We start from the raw sequence: 1,560 nt of genomic DNA, 5'->3' as shown, positions 1-1,560 counted from the left end.
TTGACGAACTCCATGGTGCGTGTCGCGTCCACATCCACGAAGAGGCTCACGTGGGGCGCGCTGAACGCGCTCGACACCATGGCGGTGGCGATGGCCTTTCGCACGCCCTTCACCGGGATACGCTCCTCGCGGTCGCTCGACCACGCCGGGGTCTCGATGTTGCGGAACAGGCTCGCCTGGGAGGCCTGCCGGATCACGTCGTCGCGGGTGATCTCGCCCGCCAGTCCGGTGGGGTTGACCTCGGCGAGGTTCACGCCGAGGTCCTTGGCCAGTTTGCGGATGGGCGGCTTGGCCACGATCGTGGAGGCGGAGGCCGCCGGCACGGAGGACGGCCGCGCCGAGGCGACCGTCGTCGTCGCCACCGGGGCGGCGGCACCGGGGCGGCGGCGGGACGACACCTGGCCCTTGATGCCGTAGCCGACGAGCACGGCGCCAGGCCCCTCTTCCGAGGAGATGCTGCCCGCCGTATCCGTCACTGCTCCTCGCGCGTCGAGGTCGGCCTGGCTCGGCTCGACGGGGGCCGGGGCCGCCTGGGCGCCGTCGGACGACACGGAGATGATGGGCGTGCCCACATCCACCGTCTGGCCCTCCGGCACGAGGATCGCGCTGACCACGCCCGCAAAGGGCGAGGGCAGTTCGACGAGCGACTTCGCGGTCTCGATCTCCACGAGCACCTGGTTGACGACGACGGTGTCTCCCGCCTTCACCCGCCAGGCCACGATTTCGGCCTCGGTCAGACCCTCGCCGACATCCGGAAGATTGAATTCTGAGGTGCTCACGGTGACGCTCCTGAATCTCTAGTAGGCCAGGGCCCGGTCGACTGCCTCGAGCACGCGGTCGGCGTCCGGAAGGTAGGGCGTTTCCAGCTTGGCCGGCGGGAACGGGGTGTCGAATGCGGTCACCCTGAGCACGGGCGCCTCGAGCGAATAGAAGGCCTTCTCCGTGACGGTCGCGGCGATCTCGGAGGAGATGCTCACGAAACCGGGCGCCTCGGATGCCACGACGAGACGGCCGGTCTTGTGCACGGAGGCGAGGATCGGCTCGTAGTCGATGGGGGAGAGCGACCGCAGGTCGATCACCTCGACGCTCGTGCCCTCGCCGGCGGCCAGTTCGGCCGCCTGCATCAGCACGTTCACCATGGCCCCGTGCCCCACGAGGGTGACCTCGGTGCCGGTGCGCACGACCCGGCTCGAGTGCAGCGGCGACGCGCTCGCGGCGAACTCCACCGGCCCCTTGTGCCAGTAACGGCTCTTCGGTTCGAAGAACATCACCGGATCGTTCGAGCGACAAGCCTCCTGGATCATCCAGTACGCGTCATTCGGGGTGCTCGGGCTCACCAGCCTGAGGCCCGGGGTGTGCGCGAAGTAGGCCTCCGGGCTCTCCTGGTGGTGCTCGACGGCCCCGATGTGCCCGCCGTACGGAACCCGAATCACCACCGGCATCGACACCTTGCCCTCGTGCCGGCTGGTCATCTTCGCCAACTGGGTCGTGATCTGGTCGAAGGCGGGAAAGATGAAGCCGTCGAACTGGATCTCGCACACCGGCCGGTAGCCGCGCATG

The 1,560-nt window shown here is 68.8% G+C and carries 2 protein-coding genes; both read right to left on the bottom strand.

What is annotated here, in order from left to right; all coding sequences use genetic code 11:
• Nucleotides 1–779, bottom strand: a 779-nt coding sequence (locus ACHZD8_RS10940; protein WP_394770462.1) for a biotin/lipoyl-containing protein, incomplete at its 3' end; no start/stop codon positions are given.
• Between the two features lie 18 nt (nucleotides 780–797).
• A partial coding sequence (locus tag ACHZD8_RS10935) for an alpha-ketoacid dehydrogenase subunit beta (RefSeq protein ID WP_394770461.1) occupies nucleotides 798–1,560 on the bottom strand: 763 nt, incomplete at its 5' end.

It is taken from the genome of Lacisediminihabitans sp., from assembly GCF_043726815.1.
GTDB lineage: Bacteria > Actinomycetota > Actinomycetes > Actinomycetales > Microbacteriaceae > Lacisediminihabitans.
The sequence above is the reverse complement of the archived record's forward strand: the minus strand, read 5'-3'. Positions and strand labels throughout refer to the sequence as shown.